Raw genomic sequence first — 15,051 nt, 5'->3', positions numbered from 1 at the left:
CTAAAAATAATAAATATTTTTATATATAAATCATAATTTTAATAGTTGTAATTTTTTAAATATTATTTTAAGTGAAATAAAAACAATGAACTAAATTTATTAGAATTTTCTTGAATTGATAATAAAAATAATTATCATTTGCTATGTTTTTATTGAACTCTCCTTTTGAATAAATTCGTCTCTCACTTTAAATACTGGTTTTAGGGGGAGTGAGAGGGAATATTGTTCAAATGCTCCATACCTTTTATAAGGACCTGCCTTATGCATCACTATCCAACAGGAGCTTTCAAGGCTCATCCACTTATGCTTGCCATGGCGATGTTGCTGCCATCATTTGTTTATGCTGAGACAAATGAAAATGCACAGTTGCCGACAATTACAGTCAAGGCGGCAGATGAAAACCAAGAGAAGAAAGCTTATACCGTTAAAAAAACGACAACTGCCGTACCCTTGGGCTTATCTGTTAAGGAAACACCTCAGTCAGTTTCGGTGGTTACTGAACAAAGAATGAAAGACCAAGGGCTTACAAGCCTTATTGATGTTGCCGATAATGTAACGGGTATCAATGTTCAACGTTATGAAACTAACCGTAGCAGTTTACATGCACGTGGTTTCCAGATTGATAATTACCAAATTGATGGTGTTCCAACACGTTATGACCAGCCATGGAGTTCTGGTGAAACTGTAACAAGTACAGCTTTATTTGATCGAGTTGATGTGGTGCGTGGAGCAACAGGGCTTATGACTGGACCTGGAAATCCATCAGCAGCCATTAATATGATTCGCAAGCGTGCAACAAGTAAAGTACCGACAGCTAATTTAGAAGTCAGTGGCGGTAGCTGGAATAATTATCGTGTCATGGGTGATATTGCCAATAGTCTGAATGAATCAGGGGCATTGCGTGGACGTGCAGTTGCTCAGTACGAGCAGGGTGATAGCTATATTGACTTGTTGAAGAAACAGGCTTTGACTACTTTGGTGACAGGAGAGGCTGATATTGCAGAAAATACCGTATTGTCGGCAGGTGTAAGCTATCAGGAAAATAAAACTGATAGTCCAATGTGGGGTGGTTTACCTGTTTGGTATAGTGATGGTACTCGTACAAAATGGGATCGTAGCAAAACAACGAGTGCGAATTGGGCACAATGGGATAGTGATTACACCAATTTATTTGCAGATGTAACCCACAGTTTTAATGATAACTGGAATGCTAAATTATCTTATAGTCGTGGTGACCGTAATGGTGATTCAAAATTATTGTTTTTGAGCGGTTATCCAGACTCAAATACTGGATTGGGATCGGGTGCGTTTGCAGGCTCATATAAAGTCAACACTACTCAGGATGACGTGAGTTTACAAGTCAATGGTAAGTTTGGTCTTTGGGGACAGCAGCATGAATTAACATTGGGATATCTCTATTCTAAACAGGATTTCAATGCGGATAGCCGTACTGCTGATTTTGGATGTGGATGTGTGCCTAGTGTGGACAATTTCAATCGTTGGAATGGGAATTATCCAACCCCAACATGGAGTGCAACAAGCTTCTATGAAACAAGTAATAGCAAGCAGAATGCGGCTTATGTGGCAACACGCTGGACTATTATTGACCCATTAAAATTCATTTTAGGTGGTCGCCTCACTGATTTTGAAAAAACTGGTGCAGTCGTTTATACACCTGGCTCATATCAGCTTAAATATAACAATGAATTTACACCTTATGTTGGTGTTGTATATGACATTAACAAGTCTATTTCAGCTTATGCAAGTTATACAAATATTTTTCAACCGCAAGCTGAAAAAGATGTGAATGGTACGGTGCTTGATCCAATTGAGGGGAATAGTACAGAGATAGGTATAAAATCTGGTTGGTTTGATGGCAAGTTAAATGGAACCTTGGCGTTATTCCAAATTCAGCAGGATAATTTAGCCCAACAGGCTGGTATTCATGAGAATAAGGAAGTTTATTATCGTGCTGCGAAAGGGACTGAAAGTAAAGGTTTTGAAGTTGAGTTAACTGGTGAGATTTTACCTAGCTGGAAAGTGACCGCAGGCTATAGCCAGTTTAAGGCGACTGATGTAAATGGTGATGATGTAAATTCTGAGTTACCACGTAAATTAGTACAGACCTTTACAACATACCAGTTACCAGGCAAATTAAATGCACTTACTGTTGGTGGTGGTGTTAACTGGCAAAGTAGTACTTATGTCATGGCAGGCAATCCTTTAGGAGTGTCAGAAAAAGTTGAGCAAGATGCTTATGCATTGGTGAATCTAATGGCTCGTTATCAATTAACCAAAGATTTTTCTGCACAATTGAATATTAATAATCTATTTGATAAGGAATATTATGGAATCTTCCCTGCATATGGTCAAACCACATGGGGAACACCACGTAACGCAACTTTAACTTTACGCTATCAATTCTAATTGCAGCGAACAATAAAAAACGGCTTGATTAAGCCGTTTTTTATTGGGGTTGTGGATAAGTCCGAGGTTATTCACAATCCATTTTGACTTGAATAGGCGCGTTCTACTTTGCAAATTTCAACGCTAAAATCTTGATACCATTTTTCTTTACCTAAATGCTGGGCAACCAGATGCTCTACATCTTGCTGCCAACGTTTAATATCTTCAAGACTATTCCAATAAGACAAGGCAATTTCAAAACCATTCTCATTGCAAGCCTCAAACTTTATGCAGTGATATTGACTCAATGCCTTATTCCTCAGCTTTTGTGCCATTTCTGAGTAGGTTGAATCTAGTTCTTTGACAGTGGCTTTAAAAATAACGATATACATGGGATGCTGTTCTAGATTTCATCTGCCTGATATGGATTTGCAACACCAAGCTTTTTAAGAATCTCAATTTCCAATGCTTCCATTTCTTCGGCATCAGATTCACTGGTTTCATGGTCATAGCCAAGCAAATGCAGGATGCCGTGAACCAATAAATGCGTGAAATGATCAGTTGGTGTTTTTTGCTGTTCTGCCGCTTCTTCTAAAACTACGGGAATACAAATCACCAAGTCACCCAAAGGTTCTGCATCCAGTAAGCTAAGCACTTCTTCTGGAATGTCACTTGGAAAAGACAGTACATTGGTGGGTTTATCTTTTTCACGGTATTGCAAATTTAGCTCGTGGCTTTCTGCCAGATCAACACAGGCAATACCAATTTCAAAGTCCGTATTGAAACCAACATGACGCAGGGTGGTTTCGATATTTTTTTTGATTTGACCACGTTTAAGTGGTAGTTCGGCAGCTTGAAAGTCTTGTTGCAGACTTAAATTGATTTTCAAAATAGATCCTTAAAATCGTCCCCCTGAGATGCGACTAAAGCATCGCAACAAAAGGGGGATTGGAGATTTTTCTAAGAGTGTTGCGCATCTGCCGCAGAATCATTTTCTGCAATCAATGCCTCTTGTCGAGCTTTGCGTTCGGCACGGGCTTCAGCAGACAGGCGTTGTTGTTCGCTGTCCCAGCCTTCGTAAGCCTCAACAATTTTTTGTACCAGTTGATGACGCACCACATCACGGGAATGGAAACGGGTGATATGAATTTCATGGACATTTTCAAGCACCCGTAAGGCATGAGCCAAACCAGATTGCTGTCCACGAGGTAAGTCCACCTGAGTCACGTCACCTGTAATCACGGCACGCGAACCAAAACCTAAACGGGTAAGGAACATCTTCATCTGTTCAGGTGTGGTGTTCTGTGCTTCATCTAAAATGACAAAAGAGTGATTGAGGGTTCGTCCACGCATATAGGCAAGGGGAGCCACCTCAATCACCTGACGTTCAATCAGTTTGGCCACTTTTTCAAAGCCCAGCATTTCATAGAGGGCATCGTAAAGTGGGCGTAAATAAGGGTCAATTTTCTGGGTGAGGTCACCTGGCAGGAAACCCAGCTTTTCACCCGCTTCAACCGCAGGACGAACCAGCAGGATGCGCTGGATTTCATTGCGTTCCAGCATGTCCACTGCGGCAGCAACCGCGAGATAGGTTTTACCTGTACCCGCAGGGCCAATTCCGAATGAAATGTCACTTTGTAAAATGCGCTGTACATAGCGTTTCTGATTGGCACCACGTGGGTTGATTCGCCCTTTGCGGGTCTGCAACCAAACGCTATCCAGTCTTGTATGTTCCTGATCTGAATCATCCATCAGTTCACGGTCAGTCTGTGAACCCTGAATCATCAAATGCAGGACATCGGCACTGATTTGGGAGGAAATTTCTGATTCTTGATAGAGCCGTTGCAACAGTGCCTCGGCCCTTTCGACTGTTTCTATATCACCGTCTAGATAAAAGGCATCGCCTCGGTGAGTAATTTTGACATCTAAACGTTGTTCGATTTGCTTTAAATGCCCGTTGTATGCACCGAGCATTCGTTTTAAATGTTCCATGGAAATTTCAGGGAACGTTACAGTACGTTTAATCGCTGAAGTCAAGAGAAACCCTTTTAGCTCACGTGTAGGAATACCCTTACATTACGCCACGTCAGGTTCAAGATTCAAGAGTTCACCATAAACTAAATTTAAAGTTTTAATTTCAGTGATCTCAATCTCCGCGAAACGCCCAATCCACGCGGCGTCACCGATAAAGGTCACGAGACGGGTATTGTCCGCTGTGCCAATTAAAACATTCGGGTCCTTGTCAGATACCTTTTCAATCAGGACACGTTCAATTTTACCCAGCATGGCATCGGTCTTATCAATACTTGATTGCTTAATCACTTGCTGAACCTGAGCTAAACGGTCTTTTTTCACCTGTTCAGGGGTATCGTCTGGCAGGTCTGACGCGGGCGTACCAGGACGTTTTGAGTAGACAAAGCTATAGGAATGGTCGAAATCCAGATCCTTAATGAACTGTAGGGTTTCAGCAAAGTGTGCATCGGTTTCACCTGGGAAACCAATAATAAAGTCGCTGGATAAATGCATATCTGGGCGGACTTTACGCAATTTCGCGATCTTATCGATATAGACATCAATGGTGTGGTTACGTTTCATTGCCTGTAACACATCGTTGGAACCACTTTGTACAGGCAGATGCAAATGCGACACCATCTGTGGCAGGTCACGGTAGCATTGAATTAGGTCATCTGAAAATTCAAGCGGGTGGGAGGTGGTATAACGCAAGCGCCCAATGCCTGGAATTTCAGCCACTAAACGCAGTAATTCGGGGAAAGTACAGATTTCACCATCAAAGGTTTCACCACGATAACCATTCACATTTTGTCCAAGTAGGCTGATCTCGCGTACGCCTTTTTCAGCCAGCCCTGCAATTTCTGCCAACACATCATCCAGTGGGCGAGAAACCTCTTCACCACGGGTATAAGGAACCACGCAGAATGAGCAATATTTTGAACAACCTTCCATAATCGAGACAAAGGCTTTAAATCCTTCAACACGTGGTTCAGGCAGGAAGTCGAACTTTTCAATGTCAGGGAAAGAAATATCAACCAGCTTGATTTTCTCTTTCTTTGGCTTTTCCACCTGTGCCTGATGCTGATCAAGCATCTGTGGCAAACGGTGCAGGGTTTGCGGACCAAAGACCATATCCACATATGGCGCACGTTTCTGGATGTTGTCGCCTTCCTGAGAGGCAACACAACCACCCACGCCAATCACCAGATCAGGATTCTGTTCTTTCAGCTTACGCCAGCGGCCTAGGCCACTAAATACTTTCTCCTGTGCTTTTTCACGAATCGAGCAGGTGTTCATGAGCAGAATGTCTGCTTCATTTGGATTGTCGGTGAGCACATATCCATGTGAATCACCCAGCAAGTCTGCCATACGATGACTGTCATACTCATTCATCTGACACCCTTGAGTTTCAATATACAGCTTCTTTATTGAAACATCAGCGGTGTGCATTGGCTGGGTAACAGTGTTTTCTGAGGCAGCTTTTACAGCACTGGGAATGAATGTTTGAACCGTCATGCAGGCTCCTAAACAAGGTGGATTTAAACAAACCGCGGATTATAGCAGCATTTTTCGATGTGCGCAGAGAATAAAAAACTGACAAAAATGGACACATTGTGGATGAAATTACGTGAATTTTAATGAATATGAATCAGCAAGTTACATAACACAACAATAGTGGGGAGCCAGACTTATTACACTATAATGGCAGGGCAAAACTGGGCAAATGTATTGATGAAGATGAATAAGCAACATGATTTTATAACAACCGTGACCAATAAACTGAATAACAAGAAAAACTTCCGCCGTATTGTGGTGGTTGGTGGAATGATTGCGTGCTCTTCTGTCTATGCGCTGGATGAACAGTTTAACGATGCCCTGCGTGCGGCCAATGCCAGCAACACCGCCTTGCTCGACCAATATCAAGATGCCATGCAGAATGATGTGTTGGGCTATTATCCTGAATATTGGAAACTTAACACCAACCTCGGTTTTCAGCCTGCATCCTCAATTATCAGCTTTGCCCAGCGCTACCCACAATCTGCAATGGCTGAGAAGCTGGCGGCGGATTATGTAGAAGAAAAAGTCAAACAAGCGAATTTTAGCGAAGCAAAACCCGTTTTAAGCTATGTGACCAATCCAGACCAGGCCGAAAGTTGCGCTGTTGCGCAGGTCAGGGCACAGACAGGTGATAGTCTGGTTTATGCGGAATATAAAGATGTCTGGTTAGCCACCAATGCCCAGCCTGACTCATGTACGGGGTTGGGGCGAATGATGCTTTCCAGCCCACTTATGACTGCCCAGGACCGTCAGCAGCGGTTGTGGGGACAGTTGCGCGCAGGACAGTCGGGACAGGCTATTGCAACTGCACAAACCATGGGGCTGAATCTTTCGCTCGCCCAGTTGAATCAGATTCAGGAAAACCCATTGGGGTATTTATGGAGTGCGCCAAAAACCAATGATGCGGATTATGCCTATCTGATTTTTGCTCTGGGGCGTGTGGCTGACAGTGATTTAACCAATGCCCTGGCAAATATCCAGCGCGCGGCTCAGGATACACCACCGCCTGTACAAAAATATTTGTACCGTACCATTGGGTATGTCGGTGGCACCACAGTGATGAAAAATGGTTTTAATCGTGAAGTGCTCAATGCCTACGACCAAAGTTATGGCTATCCGCTGAGTCCAGAGGAAGCCGAAATTTACGCGCGTCAGGCCATTCGTTTCAGTGCATGGGAAAGCTTGATTCGTGCCATTGATGCGATGTCAGTCACCCAGAAACAGGAAGACCGTTGGCAATATTGGCTGGCGCGTGCCTCTGAGCAACGTGCAGATGCTGCTTCCAAACAGGCGGCACAGCAGATTTATCGCAGACTGGCGCAAAGTGGTGATGACTATCACAACTTGCTTGCCAAGGACCGTTTGGGCGAGCGTTATAACCATCAACCCTATGATGAGCAGCCGAGTTCACAGGATATACAGCGTTTAAATCAAAACATCCATTTTAGACGTGCATTTGCACTTCGCGATGTGAATGCGCCAGCAAACTACACCAACAGGGAATGGAACTGGGCGGTTCGTCAGGCCTACTTGCAGCAGGATGATGGAATGTTGCTGGCCGCGGCAAAACGTGCACATGACATGGGCTGGTATGATCGCGCGATTTACGCCGCTGACCGTACCATGAACAAGCATAACGACACTTACCGCTATGCAACACCGCACCGTAGCAATGTCACCAGCCATAGTTACAATGCTGGTATTGATCCTGCATGGGCGTATGGTTTAATGCGTCAGGAAAGCCGATTTGTAACAACAGCACGTTCCAATGTTGGAGCGGGTGGCCTGATGCAGATCATGCCAAACACGGCCAAGTTGGTTGCCCGCCAAATGGGGGAAACCTATAACCCAGCCGCACTGAGCGAAATGAATACCAATATTCGCTATGGCACCTATTACTTGTCCATGATTCAGAGCCAGCTCAGTGGCAATGCGGTACTGGCAACAGCGGGTTATAACGCTGGTCCAAATCGGGCAAGGCGTTGGCAACCAGATTTCCAGACCATGGCGGCAGACCAGTACACAGAAACCATTCCATTATTGGAAACACGTGATTACGTCAAGCATGTCATGACCAATGCAACACATTATGGCGTGGTACTAGGGCAGGGTGCGCAATCCCTGGAGAAACGCATGAGTATCATTCCTGTGCGCAATGAACCCTAGAACACGAGATGTTTAATTTGAAACAATGAAGTTTTTGTATTTGATGAAATTGAAAAAAATATTCAAGCGATCAATGTTGGGAACCTTGCAGAGCTTGTTCTGTTACTTGGTTCTATCATTCAGTGCGCCATTATATGCAGCAGATAGTAACGATCTGGTTGGTTATGTCATGCATATACAAATGACGCCTGCGGCTTGTGCATTGGATACATCGAAGCAGAAACAGCGCAAATGCCTTGAGGGTTATTCACTAACCATCTCAAGTCTGCTGCCAGAAGTGCCTGTCAATAAAAACTGTGAAACCAAGACCTCAGCAAAATTAAGCCCATTGCAGGCAAAGGTGGTCGCACGGGTTATGCCTGATGAAAACGCACGGGTTCAACTTTGGCAAAATGTTGGCGGCTGTGTCCCCATGAATGCCAGTCAGTATTTCAGGACGGTCATCAACTTTGCTGAGCGCCTGAAAATTCCTGCTGACCTGACCAGTCCAAATACCATTGAGGTACAAAAGGAAAATCTGCGTCAGCAATTTACCAAGCTCAATCCATCCCTGCCACCAAATGGAATTCGTTTTAGCTGTCAGGCTTCCAGATTCGATTCCATCCTGACTGAAATTCGCGTGTGTTACCAGAAAAATGGGCAATACAAACAATGTGCAAGCCATATTGTCACGGGCTGTCCAAATGAATTTACCATCAAGGGCAGCTATTAGGCATTTTTTCTGGCTTAATTTGTATTTTCTATCAGACTTTTGTTGAAATCCATTCTCTTTTACATGCATCTACGTTCGCTTTAGAGTACAATCTTTGCCGTTTATGATAATTCGGTTGAATAACAAGAAAATTCAATCGTGCTAACGCATCTCACTGGAGAATATCACATGAAGCAACCCGTTCGTGTTGCCGTTACAGGCGCTGCTGGTCAAATTGGTTATAGCTTACTATTCCGTATTGCAAGCGGTGAAATGTTAGGTAAAGATCAACCAGTCATTCTACAATTGCTGGAAGTTCCTGTTGAAAAAGCTCAACAAGCGCTTAAAGGCGTAATGATGGAACTTGATGACTGTGCTTTCCCATTATTGGCGGGCATGATCGGGACTGATGATCCAAAGGTTGCATTTAAAGATGCAGACTATGCGTTGTTGGTGGGTTCTCGTCCACGTGGTCCTGGTATGGAACGTGCTGACCTGTTGAAAGTGAATGGCGAAATCTTCATCGGTCAAGGCCAGGCTTTAAACGAAGTTGCCAGCCGTGACGTTAAGGTATTGGTTGTAGGTAACCCTGCAAACACCAACGCTTATATCGCAATGAAATCTGCTCCAGACCTTCCAGCGAAAAACTTCACCGCAATGTTGCGTCTTGACCACAACCGTGCGTTGACCCAGATTGCTCAGAAAGCAGGTGTTGCGGTTGCTGACATCGAGAAATTGACAGTTTGGGGTAACCACTCTCCAACAATGTATGCTGACTACCGTTTTGCAACTGCAAATGGCGAAAGCTTGAAAGACAAGATCAACGATGCGGAATGGAATAAAGATGTATTCCTTCCAACTGTTGGTAAACGTGGTGCTGCGATTATCGAAGCGCGTGGTTTGTCTTCAGCTGCTTCAGCTGCCAATGCTGCAATCGACCACATGCGTGACTGGGCGTTGGGTACAAACGGCAAATGGGTAACTATGGGTATTCCATCTGACGGTTCTTACGGTATCCCTGAAGGCGTAATGTACGGTGTGCCAGTGACTTGTGAAAATGGCGAGTATACCCGTGTTGAAGGCCTTGAAATTGACGAGTTCAGCCGTGAGCGTATGGACAAGACACTTCAGGAACTTGAAGAAGAACGTGCGGCAATTGCTGACATGCTAAAATAATTTATCTTTTTGATAAATTGAAAGCACTCTCTTGGAGAGTGCTTTTTTTGTTGCGATAAAAAACAAAAAACTACAAGAAAATATAGACATACATATCCATGCAATCAGTATTTGCTGTTAGATTATTTCGATCGGGATAATGATGTGGAGAATAACAATGTTTGAACAACAACCAACACTTGAGCTTTTATTTGAACAGCTGGGACTTGAGGCGGATGATGCCTCAATTGAAAGTTTTGTAAAAACACACCAGCTTGGGGCTGATCAAAAACTACATGAGGCTGAGTTCTGGAGTGCTGGCCAACGTGACTTCCTAAAAAGCCATTGGGATAAAGATGACGATTGGGCCATTGTGATTGATGAGCTTAACCAGCAACTGCATTTAGATAGCACTCGATAAGCACATATAAAAATAAAGCTCACATCAGTGAGCTTTAGTTCGAATCAGGGTTTTAAACCATTCTTCCTTACGGGCAAGGCTAAATGCAGGGTGAACCTGTAACAGTTCCAGATCATGGTCTAAACAGGACACATACTTTTTCAGCCAATGTTGGGTTAATGCCTGTTCCTTTTTCGCTGCTGAGGCATAGGCCAGAAAGAAGTAAATATCCAGATGGTTGTGGTGTGCCAAGGGCTTTAAAATCTGCTGGGTGATCAAAGCAAAACGCTGTTCTTTGGTCAGTTCAAAGTAGATCATGTAGGCTTTGGCAAGTTGTAGGGATAGGTTTAGATAGAGACTAAGCGGCATTTCTTCATATTCAATCCGTGCCTGTTCAAGCAGAACGATGGCTTCCTGCAAAAAATGCAACTGTTCCTGACGAACATGGCTCAGCAAGACCAGTTGCAAACGCAATTCAGCCCGCTCCAAAGCCAGTTCAGGGGTATTGCCATTTAAATAAAGTTGGTCGGTTTCACCAATCCGTGCAATCACCTGTTTGGTTTCATTTGACATTTATTGATCCAGAATCGTCAGCTATACCGAGTTATATCGGGCTGTTTTTCGTAATTTAAAGGATTTAACCATTCCATATAGAGTTTCCACTTCGTAGCCATGCGGTGATGGATAAACGCTGTTGTTTCGATAACAGCACTTCATGTAATAAATCACTTTGAAAGATCGCAAGGCGATTGGGTAGGGGCTGGATGATATGCCACTGATCATTCTTATCCTGCAAACGTAATTGACCACCCCAATCCTCCTGCCAGTTTTCATGCAGATAGAACACGGTTGAAATCATACGGTCATTTTTCTGTTGTGGATTGTCCCGATGTAAGGCATAAAACTCACCTGCGTGATAACAGGCAAAATGTGCCTCAACCTCTTTAATACCCAGATAAAAAGCCTGATTCAAAACTTGGGATAAATGTTCCAAGGTCTGGATATGTTGCTGCGCAATCGGAAGTTGACCATCAATCCATAAAATATGATCGCTACGAATGTGACTCACCACACCATTCTGTACACTTGCCGCCCTGAACTGTTCCAAATGTGAACTACATTCATGTACCAGTGCTTGTACATATTCATTTGGATATACCTCATCGATCAGGGCAAATCCAGACGCATTTAAATCATCCAGAATCTTGTCCAGATTCCAGTAGCTTGGGAGAGAGGAAGATTGCATATAGTTCCAGTTCACGCTTAATCGTTTATAGGGCAATTTGTGGTGATCACATCAATGCTAAAGAATAGCCTCTATTTTCATGTTAAACTATCCTTTGAATTGAGGAATAATTGTCAACATGAATTACCGTCACCATTTCCATGCGGGTAACTTTGCCGATGTTATGAAGCATGTACTTTTGCTTCAACTGCTCACTCGTTTAAATGCCAAAGATAAACCTTATCGATATATTGATACTCATGGCGGGGCGGGCAAGTATGATCTATCACTTGCGCCAGCGCAAAAATCTGGCGAATTCTTAACAGGGATTCATCGTCTGGTACAGTTGGGTGAAATGGAAAAACGCCAGGCACCTGAAGCCATTCAGGAATACCTGAAACTGGTGGAAAGCCTGCGTACTGAAGAGGGCAAAGGCAGCTATCCTGGTTCGCCGTGGTTTGCCTTGCAGGCGATGCGTGAAATTGATAAAGCGACTGTGTTTGAAATGCAGCGTGATGTATTCCAGCAATTACGCCACAACATCCGTGATAAACGTATGGGCTTGCATGAGCGTGATGCTTATGAGGGCTTGTTGGGTGTTATTCCACCTAAAGAAAAACGTGGTTTGGTCATGATTGACCCACCCTATGAGATTGAGCGTAAAGATTTCCCACAACTGGTTGAGCTGTTGCAGACTGCCTATAAAAAATGGCCTACAGGTGTATTTGCGGTTTGGTATCCAATTAAAGACCGTGCCATGATCGAACGTTTTGAAAAGAAAATGTTCAAGACAGGGATTCGCCGTCAGTTGGTGTGTGAAATCTGTGTATGGCCAGATGACACACCAGTCGGGTTAAATGGCTGTGGTTTGTTGGTGATCAACCCACCCTGGAAATTCTCAGAAGATGCGGACCAGGCCCTACAATGGCTGTTCCCACATTTGCGCATGAGTGAAAATGGTGGTCACGCTGCGGTGCGTTGGTTGGTGGGTGAATAAGCCCATCACCGTCAAGATATTCTCGAGGAATTGAAAATAATGACAAATTCTCCTAAACCAGATTCTGATTTAAATAATAGAGACCATTCTTTCGATGGCATCACATTTGAAGTGGAAGAAGAAGAGCAGACGCATGAGGGGCAGAAAGTAAAACGCCGTGGCATCTATCTGTGGCCTAACCTGATTACCACTGCTGCACTTCTTTCGGGTTTCTATTCCATCATCGCAAGCATGAATGGAAACTTTAACCAGGCGATTTATGCCATTTTTCTGGCGGCATTGCTGGATGGTCTGGATGGTCGTGTTGCACGGGCAATTGGTGCGCAAAGTGCATTTGGTGAACAATACGATTCACTGTCTGACCTATTGGCATTTGGTGTTGCGCCAGCAATTCTGATGTATAGCTGGAGTTTACATGACCTTGGCCGTATTGGTTTGGCATGTTGCTTTATCTATACGGCCTGTGCCGCATTCCGTTTAGCACGTTTTAATGTGCAGATTGGCGTGGTGGACAAGCGTTACTTTATTGGAATTGCCAGCCCGCTTGCAGCGGTGACGGTGATCTCAATGGTCTGGGTTGGACGGGATTTTCCATTTGTATTCGACTTAAAAGATATCGTGGTTCAGGTTGTTAACTGTATTGTCATGGTCAGTATTGGCTTGTTGATGATTTCAAATATCAAATACTACTCATTTAAACAAATGGATCGAAAACGTGTACCTTTTGTTGTGATGTTGCCAGTGGTCTTGATTTTTGCCGCAATCACGTACAACATTCCAGTAGGAATCCTGATTGTATCTATTCTCTATATCCTTTCGGGTTTCATCACCACTTTACTTGCTAAAAAGAATGATTCAAAAATAACAACCTAAAAAATGGAGGTTCAGTATGCCAATATTGATGAATAACAATCAATTAAAGCTGCTGAACCTGAATAAGACAGATGCTTTAACTTTTTATCCCCCAAAAGGCTTGTTCAAGATTGTCTATCAGGCCTTGATTTTGCCAAACTTGCCTGAACCATTTCATTACCTCAACTTTATCAGCCTGATTGGGCAACCACGAATTCCTGTCTGTTATAATGCCAGCGCAATTACGACTACGGCTATTGATACCGCAACCGTTCTGGTCAGTAGTAGTGTTGCCACTGTAGGGCACCTTAAAAGCTATAGTGCCAAAGAACAGTGTCAGTTTGAAATGGACCGTTATCAATTTTTAGATGTTGACCATATTCAGGCAGAATTCCCCAATTATTACTTTAAGCGTATTGATGACGAATTAAGTTGTCAGCTTAAAGTAAATACCCATGCGGAAATAGAAAATCATTCAGCCTTGCAATGGGGTGTGGCGGACTATTGGTATGCAAGATGCCAATGTGAGGGTGAAATCACCTACAAACAGCAGAAATACCAAATTGAGGCGCAGGGTATCTTAAAACATGCCAGGGCAATTTATTTACCTTTCATAGCCTTTCATTTTTTTACTTATCAAATTATTCAGGTGACTCCAGACTTACAAATCGTACTCTCAGAGTTAAGGAATCAATGGAACAACATCGTTTTTTCAAGAATTGAGATTCAGTCTGCGGGACAGCAAACACGACTTTATGAGAAACAGGTCATTTTTGATGTAATGCGAGTCTATCCTAAAATTCAGACACCGAATGGTCGGGAAATGTATTTGCCCAGAGAATTTATTTGGCAGTATCAGGAAAATGATGAAGTTATTTTTCATCTACAGGCACAAAGCCGAGGGGACTATAAATTTGGCTTGGCTGCGGGTTATGTGGGAAGCTTCAACTACCAATTGCTCTGGAAAAATGAAAAATATGAGGGTTCTGGCTATTGTGAATATGTGGACTGTCGTCCCTTGCATTGGCAGGAAAAAAGTAAAACTGAACAAATAATGGATCAAATTCCACATTTTCAGCCCTTTTTGTGCAAGAAGTAGGCAGTTGTTGCAATAATTTAAAGAAAGGGGTTGCAAGGTATTTAGAATGATCTATAATGCGACTCCATCGGCGGTGCTGTTGATTGAAAGTTGTTTTAAATCAAGTGTTTAAAGTGGTTTAAAATTAAAGTTAAAATTGATGGTTGACTTTAAAGAGATTTAGGGTAACATAGCCGACCTAGCTTGATGATGACGAATCATCGAGAAGATCATTAAGAGAATAGAAGAACAACTTGTGTGGATTTTTACTGGTTGATCGATCGAAAATATTTCATTGATTAATTGGTTTAAATTTCTCGAAGTTTATTTGAGCGAATATATAAGTCAGTAATTGATGAGCCAGAATTGGCACCTTGTCTTTAATAAGGTGCAAAATGATTTTAACTGAAGAGTTTGATCATGGCTCAGATTGAACGCTGGCGGCAGGCTTAACACATGCAAGTCGAGCGGGGTGATGTGCTTCGGTACTGATCCTAGCGGCGGACGGGTG

General features: G+C 43.2%; 14 protein-coding genes and 1 rRNA gene. 9 read left to right on the top strand and 6 right to left on the bottom strand.

The window, feature by feature from the left end; genetic code table 11:
* Positions 1-261 precede the first annotated feature (261 nt).
* Positions 262-2,427 carry a ferric-rhodotorulic acid/ferric-coprogen receptor FhuE gene (gene fhuE, locus QTA56_RS11615; RefSeq protein WP_267981107.1) on the top strand — a complete coding sequence of 722 codons (2,166 nt, stop codon included), beginning with the start codon at positions 262-264 and terminating at the stop codon, positions 2,425-2,427.
* A gap of 71 nt (positions 2,428-2,498) precedes the next feature.
* Here fhuE and QTA56_RS11610 read toward each other — a convergent pair whose 3' ends face one another.
* The 4 genes from QTA56_RS11610 to miaB form a co-directional block, all read right to left on the bottom strand.
* Positions 2,499-2,798, bottom strand: coding sequence for an antibiotic biosynthesis monooxygenase family protein (locus QTA56_RS11610; protein WP_267981106.1), 300 nt, complete (start codon positions 2,796-2,798; stop codon positions 2,499-2,501).
* An 11-nt stretch (positions 2,799-2,809) separates the two neighbouring features.
* Positions 2,810-3,295, bottom strand: a complete 486-nt coding sequence (gene ybeY / locus QTA56_RS11605) for an rRNA maturation RNase YbeY (protein WP_267981105.1) — start codon at positions 3,293-3,295, stop codon at positions 2,810-2,812.
* Between the two features lie 71 nt (positions 3,296-3,366).
* Complete coding sequence (locus QTA56_RS11600) at positions 3,367-4,443, bottom strand: PhoH family protein (protein ID WP_267981104.1); 1,077 nt, start codon at positions 4,441-4,443, stop codon at positions 3,367-3,369.
* 39 nt (positions 4,444-4,482) lie between these two features.
* Positions 4,483-5,934: a tRNA (N6-isopentenyl adenosine(37)-C2)-methylthiotransferase MiaB gene (gene miaB, locus QTA56_RS11595; RefSeq protein ID WP_267981103.1), complete on the bottom strand. Its 1,452-nt coding sequence runs from the start codon at positions 5,932-5,934 to the stop codon at positions 4,483-4,485.
* A 309-nt stretch (positions 5,935-6,243) separates the two neighbouring features.
* Between miaB and QTA56_RS11590 the strand changes: the two genes are divergently transcribed.
* The 4 genes from QTA56_RS11590 (at position 6,244) to QTA56_RS11575 (ending at position 10,409) form a co-directional block, all read left to right on the top strand.
* On the top strand, positions 6,244-8,142 hold the full coding sequence (locus QTA56_RS11590; protein ID WP_267981256.1) for a lytic transglycosylase domain-containing protein: 1,899 nt from the start codon (positions 6,244-6,246) through the stop codon (positions 8,140-8,142).
* Positions 8,143-8,215: 73 nt separating this feature from the next.
* On the top strand, positions 8,216-8,854 hold the full coding sequence (locus tag QTA56_RS11585; protein ID WP_267981102.1) for a ribonuclease T2 family protein: 639 nt from the start codon (positions 8,216-8,218) through the stop codon (positions 8,852-8,854).
* Positions 8,855-9,022: 168 nt separating this feature from the next.
* Entirely contained in the window at positions 9,023-10,009 is a 987-nt protein-coding gene (locus QTA56_RS11580) for a malate dehydrogenase (RefSeq protein ID WP_267981101.1), read from the top strand.
* A 157-nt stretch (positions 10,010-10,166) separates the two neighbouring features.
* Positions 10,167-10,409, top strand: coding sequence for a DUF2789 family protein (locus QTA56_RS11575; protein WP_267981100.1), 243 nt, complete (start codon positions 10,167-10,169; stop codon positions 10,407-10,409).
* Positions 10,410-10,433: 24 nt separating this feature from the next.
* Here the strand turns inward: QTA56_RS11575 and QTA56_RS11570 are convergent, their stop codons facing one another.
* Together QTA56_RS11570 and QTA56_RS11565 are read right to left on the bottom strand one after the other, a co-directional pair.
* Positions 10,434-10,961: a hypothetical protein gene (locus tag QTA56_RS11570; protein ID WP_267981099.1), complete on the bottom strand. Its 528-nt coding sequence runs from the start codon at positions 10,959-10,961 to the stop codon at positions 10,434-10,436.
* A 64-nt stretch (positions 10,962-11,025) separates the two neighbouring features.
* The gene (locus QTA56_RS11565; protein ID WP_267981098.1) at positions 11,026-11,634 is read right to left on the bottom strand and encodes a 2OG-Fe(II) oxygenase; all 609 of its coding nucleotides are present in this window, start codon (positions 11,632-11,634) and stop codon (positions 11,026-11,028) included.
* A gap of 118 nt (positions 11,635-11,752) precedes the next feature.
* Between QTA56_RS11565 and QTA56_RS11560 the strand changes: the two genes are divergently transcribed.
* From QTA56_RS11560 to QTA56_RS11545, 4 genes are all read left to right on the top strand, one after another.
* Complete coding sequence (locus QTA56_RS11560) at positions 11,753-12,610, top strand: 23S rRNA (adenine(2030)-N(6))-methyltransferase RlmJ (protein WP_267981097.1); 858 nt, start codon at positions 11,753-11,755, stop codon at positions 12,608-12,610.
* Between the two features lie 39 nt (positions 12,611-12,649).
* Positions 12,650-13,483 (top strand): CDP-diacylglycerol--serine O-phosphatidyltransferase, encoded by an 834-nt coding sequence (gene pssA / locus QTA56_RS11555; RefSeq protein WP_267981096.1) that lies wholly within the window; start codon positions 12,650-12,652, stop codon positions 13,481-13,483.
* 16 nt (positions 13,484-13,499) lie between these two features.
* A complete protein-coding gene (locus QTA56_RS11550; RefSeq protein WP_267981095.1) occupies positions 13,500-14,561 on the top strand; it encodes a DUF6670 family protein in 1,062 nt (353 codons plus the stop codon).
* A gap of 381 nt (positions 14,562-14,942) precedes the next feature.
* Positions 14,943-15,051, top strand: a 16S ribosomal RNA gene (locus QTA56_RS11545); the annotation flags it as partial.

Origin of the sequence: Acinetobacter thutiue, from assembly GCF_030385805.1 — a bacterium.
In the GTDB taxonomy this organism is placed as follows: domain Bacteria; phylum Pseudomonadota; class Gammaproteobacteria; order Pseudomonadales; family Moraxellaceae; genus Acinetobacter; species Acinetobacter corruptisaponis.
Note: the sequence above shows the minus strand (reverse complement) of the source record. Positions and strands in the feature narration are given on the sequence as shown.